The following is a 20,710-nucleotide window of genomic DNA, read 5'->3' as shown; positions in this document are numbered from 1 at the left end:
TCCCCCGATTAGATCATACAAAAGAGATTAAAAGGTGCGTCCATACCAGAATTAAATGAGCCAACTAAATAAAGGAAGAAAGCAGCACCGGCCAATCCATCCATACGGTCCATAAACCCGCCATGTCCAGGCAATAAAAAGCCAGAATCTTTGACGGAAAATCTCCTTTTTAGCCACGACTGCCCCAGATCACTTATTTGCGAAATAATTGATAAAATAAGAGAAAGGAAAAATACAAAAAAACTCCTTGAATTTACATTAAAAACACAAAAAGAAATTAACATACCCCCAAAAATCCCGGCGAGAGCGCCCCCAACTGCTCCTGACCACGTTTTATTAGGAGAAAATTGTGGTGCTAATTTGGGACCACCGAACGTGTGACCACTAAAATACGCCGCTATATCTGTCCCCCATACTATCGTAAATAAAAAAAGGACAACCCAGAATCCTAATATCTCGCAACCACGTAAAAAAGACAAAGCCACAACCGGAAAAGATGCATACAAAAAACCGAAAAAAACCCAGCCAGTGTTTTTAATAGGCCCGATGCTTAATATCACCGCTAAAACTATCAAAACACAAAAAACCAACATAGCGGGCGCACTAAAAATCAAAAATACGCCAAAAACGCAATAAAAAACGCCAGCCAATATTCTTTGTGCAATACTCCATTTTCCTTTTGTTATACTGACCCATTCATAAAGGATAAAACCGCCGATTCCCCACGCAAATAAAGAAAATACCTCTCCCCCTAACCATGTTAAATACAAGGCGATCGTGCCAAAAATAAGAGCTGTCAGAACGCGTAAAGCAAAATTAGACAAAATTACACCCAACACCAACAATAAAGAAACAAAAAACCTGCCACACAAATATTTTCACATCCACACCCTCGCGAATTTATTTACAATTATTGTGATGATTTAATACACCAAAGCGACGTTCGCGAGACCGATAATCAGCCACAGCAGCTTCAAAAGCTTTTTCATCAAAATCAGGCCAAAAACAGGAAGAAAAATACAATTCAGAGTAAGCTGCCTGCCATAAGAGAAAATTAGAAAATCGTCGTTCACCGCTGGTACGAATAATTAAATCTGGATCTGGCATTTGTTTCGTATCAAGGTAGTCTGCCACCAGACCATCAGTAATTTGTTCAGGAAATAAAAGGCCATCGAAAACTAATTGCGCAAGACAACGTACCGCCCGGCTTATCTCATTACGTCCCCCGTAACTGAAAGCAACGACGAGATTAAGACCATCATTATTTCGCGTCATATGTTCCGCGCTCACAAGCCCTTCTAAAACATCTTCTGGGATACTCGACCGGTCACCAATAACGTGGATACGAACGTTCCTATCATGCAACTCAGCGAGATCATATTTAATAAATTTTTTCAATAACCCCATTAAATAACTTACTTCAGTACGCGGCCTCGTCCAATTTTCAGATGAAAACGCAAAAACTGTTAGCCACTCCAAACCAACCTTATCTGTGTAACGCACGATACGGCGAAATGCGTCTATTCCGGCCTTATGTCCTGCTACACGGGGCAAACCGCGTGCGCGGGCCCACCGCCCGTTTCCATCCATAATAATGGCAATATGACGTGGATACGACATTCTTTTTCCTGACAAAATGGCCTTACACTTGCATAATTTCAGTTTCTTTCGTAACCAAAATTTTATCGATATAAGCAATCGTTTCGTCTGTAAGTTTTTGAACTTTCTCAGACAAATTATAGGCTTCATCTTGACTGATTTCGCCTTCCTTTTCTAATTTTTTTAAATTATCCATACCATCACGACGAACATGGCGGGCAGCGACACGGGCCTGCTCTGCGTATTGATGTGCAATTTTTGTTAATTCTCTGCGGCGTTCTTCATTCAATTCAGGTAAAGGAATGCGCAAATTCACGCCATCAACAATAGGATTTAAACCAAGACCGGAATCGCGAATAGCACGCTCTATGGCTCCTACCATAGTTTTGTCCCATACAGAAACTGAGAGCATCCGCGCTTCCGGAACAGAAATATTTGCAACCTGATTTATAGGTACAACAGAGCCATAAGCCTCTACCGTCAATGGCTCTAATAAATTAGCTGATGCTCGCCCACTCCGCAAACCACCTAATTCATGTCTAAAAGCTGAAATAGCACCATCCATACGGCGTTTCAGATCATCCATAATCGATGTAACACTCATATTCCCGTCTCCTTTAATTATGCCCCCCAGATTATACTCATTCCGATACTATTGTGAATCGTCCGGTCCCATTCAATACCTTAGCCAAACCGCCCTTTTCATGAATAGAATATACAATAATTGGTACATTATTTTCACGCGCTAAAGTCACTGCTGTTGTATCCATAACGGATAATCCCCATTGTAAAATTTTAACGTGCGTCAATTGATCAAAGCGTTTGGCCGTAGGATCTACCTTTGGGTCTGCGGAATAAATACCATCTACTTGAGTTCCTTTTAATAAAACATCTGCGCCAATTTCTGCTGCGCGTAAAGTAGCGGCAGAATCAGTAGTAAAAAATGGATTACCTGTGCCACCCGCGAATATAACGACTTTTCCTTGATTCATATAAGCTACAGCCTTACGCTGCGAAAAACTTTCACAAATTTGCGGCATAGCAATCGCAGACAACACAACTGCCTCAATCCCTAATTTCGTCAATGATGTTCGCAATGCTAAAGAATTAATAGCAGTTGCAAGCATCCCCATATGATCGCCAGTTACGCGATCTCCACCACGTGAAGCAACAGCAACTCCGCGAAAAATATTGCCTCCCCCTATAACAACAGCTACTTCCACGTCCATTGCCCGTACCTCAGCAATATCAGCGGCAATACGATCTACAACTGAAACATCAATTCCAAAATTTTGTTCTCCCATTAATGCCTCACCAGACACTTTCAACAGTACGCGTTTATATCTAGAAGCTAATGTCATTAATAATCTCCAAAAAAGCGTATCTACTTTCTATTTTTGATACACTAAGGGCACCACCTTGCCACGTGATGCCCTTTAAACAATTACATTTTCATATTCACAGACAATTTAAATCTTCACCAAACAATTCAAAAATAGCTACCCTTTTGCCGCCGCCGTAACCTGTGCAGCAAAATCAGATTCTTCCTTCTCCACACCTTCACCTAGCGCAAAACGAACAAAACCAGTGATCTTCGCCGGCGCTCCAATCGATTTTTCAGCATCCCTTAAAGCAGCATCAACAATAATATCAGGATTCATAACAAAGGCCTGAGAAAGCAAAACAACTTCTTCGTAAAACTTACGCATGCGCCCTTCCACCATTTTCTCGATGATATTTTCGGGCTTTCCAGATTGGCGTGCTTGATCTGAAAAAATTGTTTTTTCGCGCTCAACAACACTCGCATCAATATCTTCCGCTCTCAATGCTAGTGGATTAGTTGCAGCCACGTGCATCGCAATCTGACGACCAAAAGCGGCAGCAGCTTCTTTATCCCCAGAAGTTTCGATCGCAACCAAAACCCCGAGCTTACCGAGGCCATCAGCTACACCATTATGGATATAAGTGGCGACAACACCATCCTTAACAGACAGCTTAGCTAAACGACGAAACGTCATATTTTCGCCAATTGTACTAACTGCATCTTTAATTGTTGCCTCAACACTTTTCTCGGAACCTGGATAAAGAGATGCAGAAACAGATTCAACGCCACCTTCTATATTCAAAGCGGCAAAAGCCACGTTACGTACAATTGTTTGAAACATATCATTACGCGCAACAAAATCCGTTTCAGAATTAACTTCAACCAAAACAGCACTACAGCCTCTTGATGCAAGGCCAATTAACCCCTCAGCAGCTATACGTCCAGCTTTTTTATCTGCTTTAGCTATCCCTTTTTTACGAAGCCAATCAACCGCGGCTTCCATATTACCGTTACTTTCTTCCAGAGCTGCCTTGCAGTCCATCATACCAGCACCCGATAATTCCCGAAGTTCTTTTACTTGTGCAGCACTAATGCTCATATTTGTTTGCCTCTTTAAATTCTACAACAGTAAGAGCGCGCATAGCCCCCGTGCACGCTCGCAATTCCCCCCATAAAATAAAGCTTCAAAAAGCCTTCCAAACTACTACTCAGCAGCTAGAGCCCTGTCCTCTGAAACAGGTTATAGGATATACCCACCTAAACCCCTTCAGCTACCGGAGCTGCATCTTTCACAATAGGCTCAACAAGTGCACCGGCAGGGCCTCCCAAATCAGTATCCGGAGCCACATCTTCTGAAACAGGCTCCATAAGCACATCAGCCTGAGCCCCTAAATCGGCACCCATCGCACCCTGCTGGCGAGCGATACCGTCAAGAGCAGCGCGCGCTACAAGATCACAATAAAGGGCAACTGCACGCGAAGCATCGTCATTGCCCGGAATCGGATAGTCGATATCATCGGGATCGCAGTTAGTATCAATAACAGCCACAACTGGAATATTTAGACGTTTCGCCTCTTGAATAGCAATGCCTTCCTTATTTGTATCAATAATAAATATAAGATCTGGGACAGATCCCATATCCTTAATACCACCAAGCGCACGATTCAGCTTCTCGCGATCACGTTCAAGGTTCAAGCGTTCTTTTTTTGTGAAACCTTGCGCTTCAGCAGCAAGAATTTTATCAAGCTTACGCAAGCGGTGTATCGAATTAGAAATCGTTTTCCAGTTCGTTAACATACCACCGAGCCAGCGCGCATTCACGTAATACTGTGCCGAACGACCAGCCGCATCAGCTATAATATCGGACGCCTGCCGCTTAGTACCGACAAACAGAACACGTCCGCCACGCGCAACTGTATCAGAAACAAGCTTAAGCGCCTGATGCAGGAGCGGAACAGTCTGAGCAAGATCGATAATATGAATATCATTACGCTGACCATAGATGTAAGGAGCCATCTTCGGGTTCCAACGATGTGTCTGATGGCCAAAGTGCACGCCCGCCTCTAAAAGCTGGCGCATAGTAAAATCTGGCAATGCCATAGTCCTATCCTTTCCGGTTTGACCTCCGCGGAAAAAGCAAGTGAACTTACTACCGGCGGACTTTTGCTGAATTTCTCCGCAAACGCCCAAATTCCGCGTGTGGAATAAAGTTACCATACTAATATTTGATTTTTTTTCAAGTCATTTTCTACGCATCATTCAATGTTCACAATTACCGAGATCTTTTACAGCATCAAACAATTCAAAATTTTCTAATTTTGAGCGTACTGAAAAATTTCCGTAATTGATGCGCAAATCGCGCATAACGCCATTTTCGTACAGAAGGAAGCTAGTACGATAACCAGGTAAACCACCTTTATTATTTTCATCATCGAAATAAGAAACTGTAACAGGCCAATAACTCTTTCCATCTAACTTTCTCAAATTCTCCGTTTCAGCGTGAGATGTCGATATTTTCTTTTCTCCGATGACTACACTTTCTGTTCTTACTTTATTCGCATTATTTGTCCCATCAAATATAGCACCATAATAAAAATAACGGCTTGCTTTTGCTTGTCGAATTATGGCCTTCAAGTGCATAATTGGAAAGTCAGCCATAGCAAGCTTATATACGCCCTTTTTGGGCTTTTTTAGCTCAACTATAATTCCATCTTCAGTGCGCTCAGCTGCTCCTCTGACGTCATTTGAAAGACTCTGCCCAATTTTCTCTATAACGCTAAAACGAAACTCACGACCGTCACCTGTTTCATAACTGGTTATTTGCTGATCGGTTAAACGCGTCGGCATATTTTCGAGGTAAAGGCGGTTCACGAAACGGAAACGTGTTGTATATCCCTGACATGCTGAACCAGTAAATTCGTAAACCATCCGCCCAGACATTCCCAAAATTGTTGTTCCATTGGAAATATCATCAAGCTGAAGATCATAAATCGCTCGATGGGGTGCTAGAAAAACAGATTCCTTCGCTTCCGCACTGCACAGAAAGGCGCTACATAAACCCGATATAAATAACAACTTTATCATTCAAAATTTCTGACTTCTTCTTCTCATTCGTGTATTATCAAAATAATAAAAAACGCGTATACTCTGTGAACCATACATTTCCTTAATCTAGAAAATGCTCTATAAAACTGCACGCGTAGAATGATTATGGGGTTTAAATCATGACAGACAACTCAATTGAAGGCCGTTTAGAAAAGCTCGGTATCATCATTCCTGCAGCAACACAACCCATCGCAAATTACACAGCAACATCACAGAGTGGTAACCAACTGTTTATCTCTGGTCAGTTGCCATTTTTTGACGGAAAACTGATAGCTGCTGGGAAAGTCGGAACAACCGTCAGTGCCAAAAAAGCAAAAAAATCAGCTGAAATATGTGCTATCAATATTCTTGCCCAAGCAAAAGCAACTCTTGGCGCTTTGAATAAAATAAAAAAAATAACCAAAATCACCGTTTTTGTCGCCGTAGATCCTAATTTTACCGATATTCCTCTCGTCGCTAATGGAGCTTCTGACTTATTCGTAAACGTCCTCGGCGACCCGGGCCGACATGCCCGTTCCGCTGTCGGTGTCTCCGCTCTTCCTATGGATGCTCCAGTAGAAATTGAGGCGATCGTGGAAATATAATTCTTAATCAACGCAAGCGCTTGGGTTAAAGTAAAAAAAAATGGTAAAAATTACTTCATTTAGTAAAAATTTCGACTTTGAGCGTGCGCTGTCCTCAAACAAGTACTACCAAAAAGGGAGTCCTGGATGAAAAAAACTTATGACAATAATAACATCTTTGCTAAATTAATTCGTAACGAAATTCCTTCCGTCCGTGTTTATGAAGATGATGATGTTATCGCATTCATGGATATCATGCCACAAGCACCGGGTCATACGCTGGTCATCCCTCGGAAAGGCTCCAGAAATTTGCTAGACGCAGATGCTGAAACATTGTTTCCGCTCATTAAAGCTGTTCAAAAAATCGCCAATGCTGTTAAAAAAGCTTTTCACGCGGACGGCGTAACGGTTATGCAATTCAATGAAGCAGCCAGCAATCAAACAGTTTACCATCTCCATTTTCACGTCATACCACGTATGAAGGGAATAGAGCTTACCCCTCATAACAATACGGCCACGCCCACAGAAATACTCGAAGAAAACGCACAAAAAATCCGCACAGCCCTTTAAAACGTTTTTAAGTGGCGGAATTTTTTTTCGCTATACGCTTCTTTACAGAACTTTCAGCTTTTCTATTTTTTGAGTGAATAGGTATATTAGAAGGTGAAATTTGTAATTTTAGCGTCTCTTTCCCTTCGTTTAGTTTGTGCGTTGACACACGAACCGTACCGCCGTTACGAAGCTTCCCGAATAAAATTTCGTCGGCTAATGGCTTCTTGATATATTCTTGTATCACGTATCCTAATGGGCGCGCGCCCATCTGGACATCGTACCCTTTATTAGCTAGCCACGCCATCGCGGAAACACTTACGTCAAAAGTAATCTCCTGATCAATTAACTGTGCTTCAAGCTGAAAAATAAATTTTTGTACAACCCGGCTAATCATTAATCGAGATAAAGGCGCAAACCGAATAATAGCATCCAACCGATTACGAAATTCTGGCGTAAATAATCGGTTGATAGCTTCTACATCATCACTATCACGAAGGACCTTGCCAAACCCTATGGCCGACTTCGCCATATCCGAAGCACCCGCATTAGTTGTCATAATTAAAATAACATTGCGAAAATCAATTTTTTTCCCATTATGGTCCGTTAATTTGCCGTAATCCATCACCTGCAGTAAAATATTAAACAATTCTGGGTGGGCTTTTTCGATCTCATCTAACAAAACAACCGCATGGGGCTTTTGGTCAACAGCATCTGTGAGAAGACCACCCTGATCGAACCCCACATAGCCCGGAGGGGCCCCTATTAAGCGGGCTACTGTATGCTGTTCCATATATTCTGACATATCAAAACGTAACAGCCCGATCCCCAAAGAAGACGCGAGTTGTCTCGCAATCTCTGTTTTTCCGACACCTGTCGGGCCCGAAAATAAATAACTGCCTATTGGTTTTTCTGCCTCGCGCAACCCCGCCCGCGCTAATTTAATCGATGACACTAAAGCTGTAATTGCCTGATCTTGCCCATAAACAACTTGCTTGAGCTCTTTTTCGAGATTACATAGAAGCTTCTGATCATCACCAGAAATTGTTTTTGACGGGATCCTCGCCATAGTTGCAATGGTTGCCTCAATTTCTTTAACACCTATACTTTTTTTCCTCCGCTTTTTAGGTAAAAGCATCTGCGCTGCACCACTTTCATCGACGACATCAATTGCTTTATCTGGTAACCGGCGATCAGCCATATAACGCGAAGACAACTCTACTGACGCTTTTACTGCCTCATCGGTGTATTTAAGCTGGTGAAAATCTTCAAAATAGGGTTTCAGTCCTTGTAAAATCTTAATTGCATCTGCGATAGACGGTTCGTTAACATCGACCTTCTGGAAACGGCGCTCCAGAGCCCGATCTTGTTCAAAAATTTTGCGATATTCTCTGTAAGTCGTCGAACCAATACACCGTATAACACCCGAAGATAACACAGGTTTTAAAAGATTCGCCGCGTCCATATTGCCCCCTGACGTGGCCCCTGCTCCAATTAATGTGTGAATTTCATCAATAAATAAAACGGCACCAGGATGCTGCGCGAATTCTTTAATAATTTGCTTCAGACGTTCTTCAAAATCACCACGATAGCGTGTGCCCGCGACGAGCCCCCCCATATCAAGAGCAAATATCGTTGTATTTGATAAGACCTCGGGTACTTGCCCGTCAATAATGCGTCTGGCCAAACCTTCTATTATAGCCGTTTTTCCAACTCCAGGATCACCAACCAAAAGTGGATTATTTTTTGATCTTCGACATAAAATCTGAATCATTCGCGAAATTTCCACGTCGCGGCCTATTAATAAATCAATTTTGCCACTACGTGCTTTGCGATTTAAATCAACACAATAAACAGAAAGCGCGCTTGCCACTTTCTCGCCCCTGTCAAAAACCTGCTGCTCTAATTGTTCTTCGAGATCTTCAAGCAGTAAGGACAACCCATCATCATGCATGATACCGTGCGAAATGAAACGCACAGCATCATAGCGAGTCATCCCCATCTCTTGAAGAAAATACGCTGCATAGCTTTCGCGCTCAGAAAAAATCGCCACGAGGACATTTGCCCCTGACACTTCATCCTTTCCCACTGATTGAGCGTGGATCACTGCACGTTGAATAACACGCTGAAAAAATGCCGTCGGTTTTGTGTCCTCATCTGTTCTAATTTGTATATCTAATTCTGACTGGATGTAATGAGTCAGACGCTCTCGCAACTCTTCTAAATCTACCTTACAAGCACGAATAACTGAGCTTGCATCAGCATCGTCTAATAAGGCGAGCAAAAGATGCTCCAATGTAGCGTATTCATGCTGTGCTTGAGTAGCAATTGTTAATGCACGTTGCAAAACTTCTTCAAGACTGGGCGTAAAAGACGGCATAACCCCTCACTTCTATTCCATCACATATTGTAACGGATATTCATTGTGATGTGCAAACCCCATACTTTGCACAACTCCCACCTCAGCCGCTTTGTAAGTGTAAGCGGCTGCATTCACTCACCCCGTTTTTGTGAATACTTAACATAATACTGGTTGCTTCTTCGAATTTTTAAAAAAAAATTCCCCAAAATAAAAATAACTAAATTCATAGGTGCACGATTGTAATTAAGCAAAAGAACACAATATAGCTCGGACTTTTGCAATTTTAATTTTATTTGGAATATAATAACAGCGCTATGCCTATTTTTATCCAAACTCTTGCCCTTTTCATTGAGCATAATACAGAGGGTGGGCTTTATAGGTGAATCTTGCATTGTCATGATTTTCCATGTGGTGCACCCTTCGTCAATTTTAAGTCCTTTCACCGCTATTGCAATATCTGATTACATCAAAATAAAAAAACTTCCTTTTATGGTCAGAATAAGCCTGACATATCGACTCAGAGGGTGATCCTCATAAATAAATTGGTAACGCCATTCGTCTACACTACGCTAAATAAGCTGCAATTAAAGAATTTCGGTAAAATTTCTGAAGCATTAATTAGGGTATTACAATTGTATATTAAGTGTCGAAAAATCGCCTATCGCTATAAAAAAGTGGCCGTTGCCCTCATTATGTTGGTCGTTTCTTGCTCTAAAGTAGCCTCTGCTCCTAAAGGAGTCTACCCAGATAAATATGCGGCTATCGTTATTGATGCAAACACGGAAAAAATCCTGTTCCAAGCTAACGCAGACCTGAGACGTTACCCGGCTTCTCTGACAAAAATAATGACGTTGTATATGCTTTTTGAAGCCATGAAAAAACGTCAAGTGACACCGAATATGCCTATCCCAATTTCAAATCATGCTGCGACACGTCCACCATCGAAAATCGGCTTTAAAGCGGGACAAACGATTTCTGCAGAGGCAGCAGCTAAAGCCCTTATTACAAAGTCAGCGAATGACGTTGCTGCTGCTATCGCTGAATATCTTGGTGGAAGTGAACAAAAATTTGCTCAAATGATGACAGCGAAAGCGCGCCAGCTTGGCATGACACACACGCATTTTGCGAATGCTTCAGGCCTTCCAGATGTACGCAATTATTCCACTGCGCGGGATCTTGCTACTTTATCATTAGCCCTACGCAAAGATTTTCCCCAGCGGTATAAACTATTTAAAATAACAGCCTTCACTTTCCGTGGACGAACAATTAATACTCACAATAACTTAGTCAAAACAATGAAGGGCGTTGATGGAATTAAAACAGGTTACACGCAAATGTCAGGTTCTAATTTAGCCACATCGGTACGTTCCCAAGGACGCTCTATTGTCGCTGTTGTCATGGGAGCAAAATCGTCTGCCGCACGTGACGCTCATATGGTCAATTTACTGAATCGATATTTGCAAAAAGCAAGTCCCGAGAAAACAGATAGACGTTTCGTAACTTCTCCCGGCTATAATTTGCCTACTGGTGTAACCGCTCCTATACCTACTATAAAAGTAAATCGGGCTAATTCTAACAACGAATCTTCTGCCATTTTAACAGCACTTGCAGAACAACCTAACGCTTCTAATGCCGCAATAGCCGCTGTAAATCAGGTAATTATACCGATCCCTGCCCCTCATAAAACCGCACATACCGCTGTTAAAATTACGCCTGCCTCTTTGTCCACAAAAAAGGGATGGGCCGTTCAAATTGGTTCTCTTCCAAATAAAAAGCAAGCGGAATCTACGCTTTTAAAGGCCAAAAATGCGGCTTATTCAGCTTTGCAGCGTGCATCTTCACGTATGCAACCATTTGAAAAAAGCGGACATCTCTATTACCGTGCTAGATTCGTCGGTTTTGAATCGAAAAAAGCCGCGCTGGACGCTTGTTCCGCTTTAAAGAAAGCAAATTTTAACTGCTATATTGTAGCTTACTAAAAATTTTTTGAATTCTGCGTAAAGGTGCTATCATGAAACATAACACTATTATCTCGTCTCTTGAACGAGAAGAACTGTTGCGGCAATCTTCCCTCTTATCGTTGCGTTCTCTTCATGATGCTGTGGCTAAATTTTCTAATTTAAAATACGCCCCAACTGCGCTAAATACGCATTCACTTGTCAGCCTTCTTATTTGCCAAACGACTCGAAATCGTCGCTTAATCATGCCCCCTGTATCCATCCATTTACGTGTTGCAAGTAGGACCGGGGTTGTACCCATTAAAATTCGTTTAGGTGCGACGAATATCTAAATTCTGAGCTCTGCAATCTTCGCGGAAGTCATCTTGTCGATAAAAATATTTATCTATCGCCTAGAGTTTTGGAAAACGCTAAAATAAGCGAGTCTGTATCTTAAACCCGTTAAAATTATCACTGAAGATCTCGCTTTATGATTTGACAGCGCATCTTCAGCTTCTCAGCGAATATAATTGCTTCCCAAAAAACGTTTGCAGATGCTGAAACAATATCACTGATTCAGGATTTTTCAATTTTTCGTTATCATAAGAAAGTCAATACCCTTTTTAACATCAGCACTAATATCAATTACTTTCTTTAAGGCTTCGATAAGGGGCCATTTTTCTGTAATACGCAACTGCGTCCAGGCTGTATACCCCCGCGCGGTATTATTCAGTCCTCCCCCGAACTTGCGCTTTTCAGCACGCGAAGTGACTTAAAAAGACCATTCTTTATAAATGAACAATCAACACGTCACTCTATAAGACAGGATATTCTTGTACAACTTAACAAGATATAACATTGAGTGCGAGGCCACCCTCACTCGTCTCTTTATAGCGCTCACTCATATCACGCCCTGTCTGACGCATCGTTTCAATACAAACATCGAGAGAAACAAAATGATCCCCACTACCATGCAAAGCAAGGGAAGCAGCAGTAACAGCTTTAACAGCGCCCATTGCGTTGCGTTCGATACAAGGTATCTGCACGAGACCTGCAACTGGATCACATGTCATCCCTAAATGATGCTCAAGAGCAATTTCAGCCGCATTTTCAATTTGAGCCGGTGTGCCGCCCAACGCAGCGGCCAACCCTGCAGCTGCCATTGAAGATGCTGTTCCAATTTCACCTTGGCAACCAACTTCTGCACCGGAGATAGAAGCGTTATGCTTGATAACGCCACCAATAGCTGCCGCCGTCAACAAAAAATTATGCACTCCCTCCCGATCTGAATCATTATTAAATTGGAGATAATAACGTAAAACAGCGGGCACAACACCGGCAGCACCATTCGTCGGCGCAGTGACAACGCGACCACCCGCTGCATTTTCTTCGTTCACCGCCATGGCGAACACAGAAAGCCAATCATTAATCCAAAGTGGGTGAATGCGATTTTTTTTTCGGTCTTCCAAAAGTTTATCATGCAGTTTTTTAGCGCGCCTTACAACACGAAGCCCACCTGGTAACTCACCTTCTTGCGACAGCCCCCTATCGATACAGTCTGTCATGGTCGAGAAAATCCTATCGAGCGCAGTATCAAGGGCAGAGCGCTCCATCTTTGTTTCTTCGTTAATACGCTTCATTTCAGCAACTGAAAGGCCTGAACTCTTCGCCATTAACAACATATCATGCGCTGAGTCAAAAGGATACGGGACCGCAGACGCCTCTGACTTTGCGCTATTATTCACGCGATCTAATTCGTCTTCAGTTACAACAAATCCCCCCCCGATAGAATAGTAAATTCTCCTTAAAAGAACGTTGCCGCTAGCGTCAAGCCCCTCAAACGCAAGCCCATTGGTATGTCCCGGTAAGATTTTTTTTCTTTCGAAAACAAGATCATATTGCCAATCAAAATGATAAGCGGGATGGCCTTCTGGTCGCACTTTTTTTTCGCATTTTACTTTTTCTAAAAGCGTTTCTACGCGATCAAGATTAAGAATAGAGGCCTCCTGGCCTAAAAGCCCTAATATGACAGCTTTATCCGTAGCGTGACCAATTCCTGTAAAAGCCAACGAACCATGAAGATAAACACGAATATGAGACGGCCAAGAAGAATTTTGCGCTACAATTTCCCGCAAAAACATATTAGCGGCCACCATTGGTCCCATTGTATGCGAACTAGAGGGGCCAATACCAATTTTAAAAAGCTCAAAGACAGACAGAAACACGACTCACCTCAAAACCACACACAGACTTTGAGCATAAATTCTTCCCCTCCTCATTGTACCACTTAAAATCAAACTGTAAGATAAACAAAAAAAATAACAGCAACAAACACAAACGTCGCGCGCCTTGCCACGACCCAGCAGTTTCTTTCTACAGCGCTTTCCATATATAACCTTTGAGGAATTGACGGCAACCCAAAATAATCATCGACCTGACCTGGCGAATTTAATAAAATGAGTCTTAACATGCAATATCAAAATTAAATGAAAATGCAGATTCTCACTAAAATATCTTTTTTAACGCTCAAATTTTTAAAATGTCAGACTATAAAGGCACCAAAATATTCTATGGGCAGGAATTAACAAAACGTACAAAATTTTCGATTGGCTCACGCTCGGTGTCGAAATTGTTTTCTGGAGCATTTTCGTCGCGATAACCAAGTGCCATACCGCAAATAATACGCCGTTCAGAAGGCACTGATAAAGATATGCGAATTTGTTTATGATAATCAGCAAAAGCAGCTTGAGGGCATGTGTCTAATCCAAACCCGCGCGCTACTAGCATAATAGTTTGCATGAACATACCTAAATCAAGCCAGCTGCCAATTTCCATATCTTGGTCCATTGTAAATAAAAGCCCAACAGGTGCGCCAAAAAATGAAAAATTCCGCGCACGGTGCCGAATCATTTTTTCCTGATCGCCCTTCTGAATTCCGAGGCTTTTGTAAAGATCCAAGCTAATTTTTTGGCGCCGAGAAATATAAGGTTCACGCCATTGAAGTGGGTAATAACTATATTCACGCTCTCCTTTCACGCCTGACAGTGCGAGTTGCGAAAGTTCTTGCCCTAATTTTTGTAACATTTCCCCCGTTAACACAATCACTTGCCAAGGCTGGATATTCGTCCCAGATGGCGCTCGCGCTGCAAATTTTAAGATTTTTTCTATTGTTTCCTGTTCAACTGGACGGTCAGTAAAAGCTCGTATTGACTTCCGCGACAAAACAGATTGAAAGATATCAGCAGTAGAGTTTGTCATTACTTTCGCCTTTTTTGTAAAAAAATAAATCGGTACGCTGCTGCTTTTTAGTGAAAAAAGCCCACTATGGTAAATAACGGTAAGGAGAGCGATAGAGTAAACTTAAACAAAATATACCCATTCCTAACAGCTTTTTTTGTTACCTAATCGTTCAGGCTAGCGTGGGATATCTGCTATTTGATTTAAAATTTGAGTTCCCCCTCATCATCCTTTTCACTATGCTACCCCCTTGTAATTCTTTTGGTTATCGCTAATCACGACAATCACGTTCCTTTGCGCACAACGCCGTAGCATTTTTTTGTTGTAGTGCTTGAGTTTCGTTTTTTATTTTCTTGCTGCATTTATTAAAGTTCTTTTCCAAAAGGAGAAAAATAGTTAATTTATAGATAAGCAATGAAATTTTTCATATACTTCAATATTTTAGAAAATTTCTTTAATTTTTTAACAAAACATCTTTCTTGCACATATCAAAGCCAGCCCATAATACCAATCAGCGTATTTATATGTTCCTCCTTCCTTGTCTTTATTCAAATTTCCCTATCACGCTAGCCTTTTAGTCATTTTCTTTTTTGATCACGATTATCAGTTTTCTTCCAATTGTGCACGCCACCTCTTCTATAGTGCTCTGCTACTGTACCAAGCTCAGCCCTTTTTTTAAACCCCTGTAACTACAGCTAACTTAGTTTATTAACATAACGATTTTTTATATTAATAAAATCAGCATTTTTAATAAAATGAATATAAAAAATATTATATGTATTTGATTTATCAATAAAGATTAGCTTGTCTTTTAGAGTATCATATTACTTTTCTTTTTTGATGGGGTATACAGATAAGTATCCCCGTATATATCCTATACGATACGTAATACACTGCGATTTTCAGCTCGCCCGACATTCCATGAATACACTTCAAAAAAAATAACTTTTTATAGTTTACTTTTTAACCGGTACTGACCCAAAATAAATATTAAGATCAGCGATTAACCCCCAATTCAGCTAAACTTTCGAAAAAAGCCTCCTCTGTACGCTCTAGATCGTGCAAAAGCTCGTCGATGTCGCATCGCATCTGTCGTAAATCAGCGCGTTTTTTATTAATCCCCGCAATCAATTCTTTAAGTTTTTTTTCATCATCAGGTGGCTTACCGACTGTCGCCAGCATATCATATATCTCGGATAAAGAAAAATTGGCTCTTTTAGCTCGCAATATTTGCTTTAATTTTTGGCGGTCACCCTGCGTATAAAGCCTTATTCCTCCACGTCGAAAAGGCACAATAAGCCCTTTTTCTTCATAATAACGCAGAGTCCGAGCAGTTATTGAAAATTCGCGTGTCAATTCACTAATCGAATAATACCCGTACATCTATCATTCTATCCCAATAAACTATACTATATCAGAAAGCTATAATATCCTTTATAAAACCTCTACCCCGTCATGTGAATCTTAAAGTCTACTTATCAAGCGACAAAAGATTCCAATAGCTTGATTAAAAAACTTCACTAAAATGATCATCGCAAAAATTCCTCAAAACCGTAGTCAGTTTACAGTTTTGTTTTTACAGATACATTTATTTAAAATAACCATTATATTTTATGTTTCAAACTTCAATAAAAAACGTCCGAATATCTACTCGGACGTCTCATATAGTGCGCTTATACTTAAATTATTCAACAGCTGCCCCAGTTGTCATATTGGTCAACATAGCTTTAGATTCTCCACCACTGCTAGACTTGCGCCGCTCATCAACGATCAAATCATCGCGGACCATAGCAATGCGGCGAATTTGAGCAATCGTCCCGCCCGTACCCGCAGGAATAAGCCTACCAACAATAACATTTTCCTTAAGCCCTTGCAAAGTATCGATCTTTCCGGACACCGCTGCCTCAGTAAGAACTCGAGTTGTTTCTTGAAACGATGCTGCTGAAATAAAAGATGGCGTCTGCAGAGACGCTTTTGTAATTCCAAGAAGAATAGGATTACCAGCTGCAGGCTTCTTTCCTTCCGCAATCAGATTATCATTGATTTCATCTAATTCGATACGATCGACATGGTCGCCCGGGATATAACCAGAGTCTCCAGATTCGGTAATTTCAACCTTTTGCAGCATTTGACGGACGATAACCTCGATGTGCTTATCATTGATTAAAACACCCTGCAGACGATAAACTTCCTGAATTTCATTAACGAGATAAGATGCTAAAGCCTCAACACCCTTAATCGCCAAGATGTCATGAGGCGCCGGATTACCATCAAGGATATAATCTCCTTTTTCAATCTGATCACCTTCTTGAAAATGAAATAGCTTACCTTTTGGTACTAGATACTCTATCGGCTCGAGAGATTCATCATTTGGCTCAATGATAATACGGCGCTTATTTTTATAACCACGCCCAAATCGAATCGTACCGCTAATTTCAGCGATGATAGCGTGATCTTTCGGGCGACGCGCTTCAAAAAGCTCAGCCACACGCGGCAAGCCACCCGTGATATCTTTGGTCTTGGCACTTTCCATTGGTAAACGCGCGATTACGTCTCCTGCCTTAACGTAGGCACCAGGCTCAATGGGAAGAATAGTTTCCACAGACATCATATAACGGGCTTCTCCCCCTTTATGCAATTTGGCAATATTCTCACCCTTTTTATCCGCGTGGATGATAATCGCTGGTTTTAGTTCAGAACCGCGTGGATTAGCGCGCCAATCAATAACCAAACGTTTTGTGATACCCGTAGATTCATCAGCTGTCTCAGTAACTGATAAACCATCAATCATATCTTCAAAACCTACATAACCATCAACTTCAGTTAGGATAGGGCGTGTATAAGGATCCCATTCTGCTATACGCTGGCCACGTTTGACAATATCACCGTCGTCAACGAAAATGCGCGCACCGTAACTAACACGATGCACAATGCGCTCTTTCCCGGATTCATCCTTGATAAGAACGGCCATGTTACGTCCCATGACAACCAGATAACCTTCAGAATTGCGTACCACATTCCGGTTACGAATCTCCACCTTACCTTCATAAGATGCTTCCAGATACGAAGAATCAACAACCTGCGCCGTCCCACCCAAGTGAAAAGTGCGCATTGTCAGCTGTGTTCCTGGTTCACCGATTGACTGAGCTGCGATAACACCAACCGCTTCACCTTGATTAACTGGTGTCCCGCGCGCCAAATCACGACCATAACACTTCGCACAAACACCAAGACGCGTTTCACACGTTAAAGCAGAACGAATTTGAACAGACTGAATCCCAGCTTCTTCAATCTTAGCGACGTCAGCCTCTTCAATCATCGCACCACCTTCAAGAATGACCTCTCCAGAAACTGGGTGTAGGATATCAAGAAGTGCTATACGACCAAGAATCCTTTGACCAAGCGATGCAACAATCTGTCCTGCGTCAACAATCGGCTGCATAGTAAGGCCCTTCGTAGTGCCGCAATCAACTGCCGAAATGATGGCATCTTGTGCAACATCGACAAGACGCCGAGTTAGATAACCAGAGTTAGCGGTTTTCAACGCAGTATCTGCGAGCCCTTTACGAGCACCATGCGTCGAATTAAAATATTCGTTAACGGTCAAACCTTCCTTAAAATTTGAAATAATTGGCGTTTCGATAATTTCACCCGACGGCTTTGCCATTAATCCACGCATGCCAGCTAACTGCTTCATCTGATTGGCAGAACCACGCGCACCAGAGTGTGACATCATATAGATCGAATTCATCTGACGCTGACGACCCGTTTTAGGGTCAAACTCAATCGCCTGAATACGCTTCATCATTTCATCAGCAACACGATCAGTACATTTACCCCATGCGTCCACAACTTTGTTATATTTTTCACCCTGCGTAATCAAACCGTCGTTATACTGCTGCTCATATTCCTTAGCTAAAGATTCCGCTTCCGCAACTAGACGTGACTTGCTATCAGGAATAACCATATCGTCTTTGCCGAATGAAATCCCTGCACGACAAGCGTGAGAAAAGCCGAGCTGCATAATACGATCACAGAAAATAACCGTTTCCTTTTGTCCGCAATGTCGATAAACTTGATCAATCATTTTGGAAATGTTCTTTTTGGTCATTTCTTGGTTAACAATCTCAAATGAGATATTCGGATTTTTTGGTAAAAGCTCACCGATAATCAAACGGCCAGGCGTCGTATCATAAAGTTTGGCAACTTCTTCACCGTCCTTACCAATATTCTTAAAACGGCCTTTAATTTTTGTATGAAGAGTCACAACTTTATTTTCCAAGGCATGATGTAGCTCACCCATATCAGCAAAAGCCATCCCCTCTCCTGGTTCCTTCTCAGAAATAATCGAGAGATAGTAAAGACCAAGAATCATATCCTGAGACGGAACGATAATTGGGGCACCATTAGCTGGATGGAGAATATTGTTGGTTGACATCATTAAAACACGGGCTTCAAGCTGTGCTTCGAGAGAAAGCGGAACATGAACCGCCATCTGATCACCGTCAAAATCCGCATTGAAAGCTGTGCAAACAAGCGGATGAAGTTGTATAGCTTTTCCCTCAATCAAGATAGGCTCAAAGGCTTGAATCCCCAAACGGTGAAGTGTCGGCGCTCGATTCAACAACACAGGATGCTCACGGATCACTTCATCCAAAATATCCCAAACTTCTGGATGTTCTTTTTCAACGAGCTTTTTCGCTTGCTTCACGGTTGACGAATAACCCTTTGCGTCAAGCCGTGCGTAAATGAACGGCTTAAATAACTCAAGAGCCATTTTTTTCGGAAGACCACATTGATGCAATTTTAACTCAGGACCCGTCACGATGACAGAACGGCCAGAATAATCAACGCGTTTTCCAAGCAGATTTTGACGAAAACGCCCTTGCTTACCTTTCAGCATGTCTGAAAGCGATTTCAGCGGACGCTTATTTGCCCCGGTAATCACACGCCCGCGACGACCATTATCGAATAATGCGTCAACAGCCTCTTGTACCATACGCTTCTCATTGCGCACAATAATCCCAGGGGCACGCAATTCAATCAGCCTTTTTAGGCGATTGTTACGGTTTATAACGCGCCGATAAAGATCATTCAAATCCGACGTCGCAAAACGGCCACCATCAAGTGGAACTAACGGACGTAAATCCGGCGGAATAACCGGAATCGTCTTCATAATCATCCACTCAGGTTTGTTACCAGCTTCAAGGAAATTTTCAACAATCTTAAGCCGCTTAATCAGCTTTTTTTGTTTCAACTCGGAAGTCGTTTCGGCTAACTCAACGCGCAAATCATTCGCAATTTTATCTAATTCCATTCCGGCAAGAAGCTCATAAATAGCCTCGGCACCAATCATAGCCGTAAACTGATCTTCCCCAAATTCATCAACGGCAAGCATATATTCTTCTTCAGAAAGAAGCTGGTGTAGTTTAAGTGATGTCAAACCTGGTTCTGTTACAATATAATTTTCAAAATAAAGAACCCTTTCAATATCCTTCAAAGTTAAATCCAGAAGAGTAGAAATACGGCCCGGTAATGACTTAAGAAACCAAATATGAGCCACTGGTGCCGCGAGCTCAATGTGCCCCATACGCTCACGACGCACACGCGAAAGGGTGACCTCTACGCCACATTTTTCACAAATAATACCCTTATATTTCATACGTTTATATTTACCGCATAGACATTCATAGTCTTTAATAGGGCCAAATATACGCGCACAAAAAAGGCCATCACGTTCCGGCTTAAATGTCCTGTAATTGATAGTCTCTGGTTTTTTGATTTCACCGTATGACCAAGACAGAATCTTCTCGGGACTCGCAATTGAAATACGAATAGAGTCAAATGTCTGTGCTGGCGCCTGAGGATTGAAAAGATTCATGACCTCGTGGTTCATGCCGTTCTCCTTCAAAGATTCTTTAAACCTACCGCAATAGCCCTTTTCGCTACAGCTTCTCGAAACCTGTTTCTACTTTTTGAACTTTTTGTGCTATCTTGGTAGAAATTTCTCTGTTCTAGCCTCTCAAAATTAGAG

Annotated in this window: 16 protein-coding genes; 4 read left to right on the top strand and 12 right to left on the bottom strand. The window is 41.8% G+C overall.

Features of this window, described 5'->3' with window-relative positions; translation table 11 throughout:
• Positions 1–8: 8 nt before the first annotated feature.
• From BANH1_RS02885 to BANH1_RS02855, 7 genes are all read right to left on the bottom strand, one after another.
• Entirely contained in the window at positions 9–824 is an 816-nt protein-coding gene (locus tag BANH1_RS02885; RefSeq protein ID WP_041583204.1) for a phosphatidate cytidylyltransferase, read from the bottom strand.
• A 76-nt stretch (positions 825–900) separates the two neighbouring features.
• A complete protein-coding gene (locus tag BANH1_RS02880) occupies positions 901–1,620 on the bottom strand; it encodes an isoprenyl transferase (protein WP_015397932.1) in 720 nt (239 codons plus the stop codon).
• 22 nt (positions 1,621–1,642) lie between these two features.
• Positions 1,643–2,203, bottom strand: a complete 561-nt coding sequence (gene frr / locus BANH1_RS02875) for a ribosome recycling factor (protein WP_015397931.1) — start codon at positions 2,201–2,203, stop codon at positions 1,643–1,645.
• Positions 2,204–2,240: 37 nt separating this feature from the next.
• Positions 2,241–2,960 (bottom strand): UMP kinase, encoded by a 720-nt coding sequence (pyrH, locus tag BANH1_RS02870; protein ID WP_015397930.1) that lies wholly within the window; start codon positions 2,958–2,960, stop codon positions 2,241–2,243.
• A 138-nt stretch (positions 2,961–3,098) separates the two neighbouring features.
• On the bottom strand, positions 3,099–4,022 hold the full coding sequence (gene tsf / locus BANH1_RS02865; RefSeq protein ID WP_015397929.1) for a translation elongation factor Ts: 924 nt from the start codon (positions 4,020–4,022) through the stop codon (positions 3,099–3,101).
• A gap of 158 nt (positions 4,023–4,180) precedes the next feature.
• Positions 4,181–5,023, bottom strand: coding sequence for a 30S ribosomal protein S2 (rpsB, locus tag BANH1_RS02860; RefSeq protein WP_015397928.1), 843 nt, complete (start codon positions 5,021–5,023; stop codon positions 4,181–4,183).
• 159 nt (positions 5,024–5,182) lie between these two features.
• Positions 5,183–6,007, bottom strand: coding sequence for a cell envelope integrity EipB family protein (locus tag BANH1_RS02855; protein ID WP_015397927.1), 825 nt, complete (start codon positions 6,005–6,007; stop codon positions 5,183–5,185).
• A 140-nt stretch (positions 6,008–6,147) separates the two neighbouring features.
• Between BANH1_RS02855 and BANH1_RS02850 the strand changes: the two genes are divergently transcribed.
• Positions 6,148–6,612: a RidA family protein gene (locus BANH1_RS02850; protein ID WP_015397926.1), complete on the top strand. Its 465-nt coding sequence runs from the start codon at positions 6,148–6,150 to the stop codon at positions 6,610–6,612.
• A gap of 126 nt (positions 6,613–6,738) precedes the next feature.
• A complete protein-coding gene (locus BANH1_RS02845; RefSeq protein ID WP_015397925.1) occupies positions 6,739–7,161 on the top strand; it encodes an HIT family protein in 423 nt (140 codons plus the stop codon).
• A gap of 7 nt (positions 7,162–7,168) precedes the next feature.
• On the opposite strand, the gene clpA is transcribed toward BANH1_RS02845, so the two are convergent.
• Positions 7,169–9,520 carry an ATP-dependent Clp protease ATP-binding subunit ClpA gene (clpA, locus tag BANH1_RS02840; protein ID WP_015397924.1) on the bottom strand — a complete coding sequence of 784 codons (2,352 nt, stop codon included), beginning with the start codon at positions 9,518–9,520 and terminating at the stop codon, positions 7,169–7,171.
• Between the two features lie 614 nt (positions 9,521–10,134).
• Here clpA and BANH1_RS02830 point away from each other — a divergent pair.
• Entirely contained in the window at positions 10,135–11,481 is a 1,347-nt protein-coding gene (locus BANH1_RS02830; protein ID WP_015397922.1) for a D-alanyl-D-alanine carboxypeptidase, read from the top strand.
• 32 nt (positions 11,482–11,513) lie between these two features.
• Complete coding sequence (locus BANH1_RS02825; RefSeq protein ID WP_015397921.1) at positions 11,514–11,792, top strand: hypothetical protein; 279 nt, start codon at positions 11,514–11,516, stop codon at positions 11,790–11,792.
• A gap of 489 nt (positions 11,793–12,281) precedes the next feature.
• Here BANH1_RS02825 and BANH1_RS02820 read toward each other — a convergent pair whose 3' ends face one another.
• From BANH1_RS02820 to rpoC, 4 genes are all read right to left on the bottom strand, one after another.
• Positions 12,282–13,664, bottom strand: coding sequence for an L-serine ammonia-lyase (locus BANH1_RS02820; protein WP_015397920.1), 1,383 nt, complete (start codon positions 13,662–13,664; stop codon positions 12,282–12,284).
• 343 nt (positions 13,665–14,007) lie between these two features.
• Positions 14,008–14,697: a nitroreductase gene (locus BANH1_RS02815; protein ID WP_015397919.1), complete on the bottom strand. Its 690-nt coding sequence runs from the start codon at positions 14,695–14,697 to the stop codon at positions 14,008–14,010.
• 975 nt (positions 14,698–15,672) lie between these two features.
• Positions 15,673–16,059 carry a MerR family transcriptional regulator gene (locus tag BANH1_RS02810; protein ID WP_015397918.1) on the bottom strand — a complete coding sequence of 129 codons (387 nt, stop codon included), beginning with the start codon at positions 16,057–16,059 and terminating at the stop codon, positions 15,673–15,675.
• Positions 16,060–16,360: 301 nt separating this feature from the next.
• Entirely contained in the window at positions 16,361–20,572 is a 4,212-nt protein-coding gene (gene rpoC / locus BANH1_RS02805) for a DNA-directed RNA polymerase subunit beta' (RefSeq protein WP_015397917.1), read from the bottom strand.
• Positions 20,573–20,710: the final 138 nt, after the last annotated feature.

The organism is Bartonella australis AUST/NH1 (assembly GCF_000341355.1).
In the GTDB taxonomy this organism is placed as follows: domain Bacteria; phylum Pseudomonadota; class Alphaproteobacteria; order Rhizobiales; family Rhizobiaceae; genus Bartonella; species Bartonella australis.
The sequence above is the reverse complement of the archived record's forward strand: the minus strand, read 5'-3'. Positions and strand labels throughout refer to the sequence as shown.